This is a genomic window from Vallitalea sediminicola (genome assembly GCF_054408565.1).
Genome location: NZ_BTPT01000451.1, coordinates 1 through 256 on the forward strand (window position 1 = coordinate 1; position 256 = coordinate 256).

General features: G+C 30.5%; 1 protein-coding gene. It reads right to left on the reverse strand.

All coding sequences use genetic code 11. The features are described 5' to 3' along the window. On the reverse strand, positions 1–218 hold a 218-nt coding region (locus ACX6CF_RS27390; protein ID WP_458788524.1), incomplete at its 3' end, for an MATE family efflux transporter. Positions 219–256: the final 38 nt, after the last annotated feature.

A 256-nucleotide genomic window follows, 5' to 3' on the forward strand; every position in this document is an offset into this window, starting at 1 on the left:
GGATCTAATATAATATTTACTACGTTTCCTAAGATTACTCCAATCATAGATTTTCCTGTTGAACCTTCTGACCTTACGAGTCCGCACAGTGTAACCTGAATGGCAAGTATTATACTAAAAGATACAATGATTTGATAATAATCTTTTGTATAAACATACGTTCCTGAACTAGTTCCTATGGCACTAATTATATGATGTGTAAATATAACAAATATCAATGTTAATATAGCACCTAATATAGCTGTTAACAGCTATA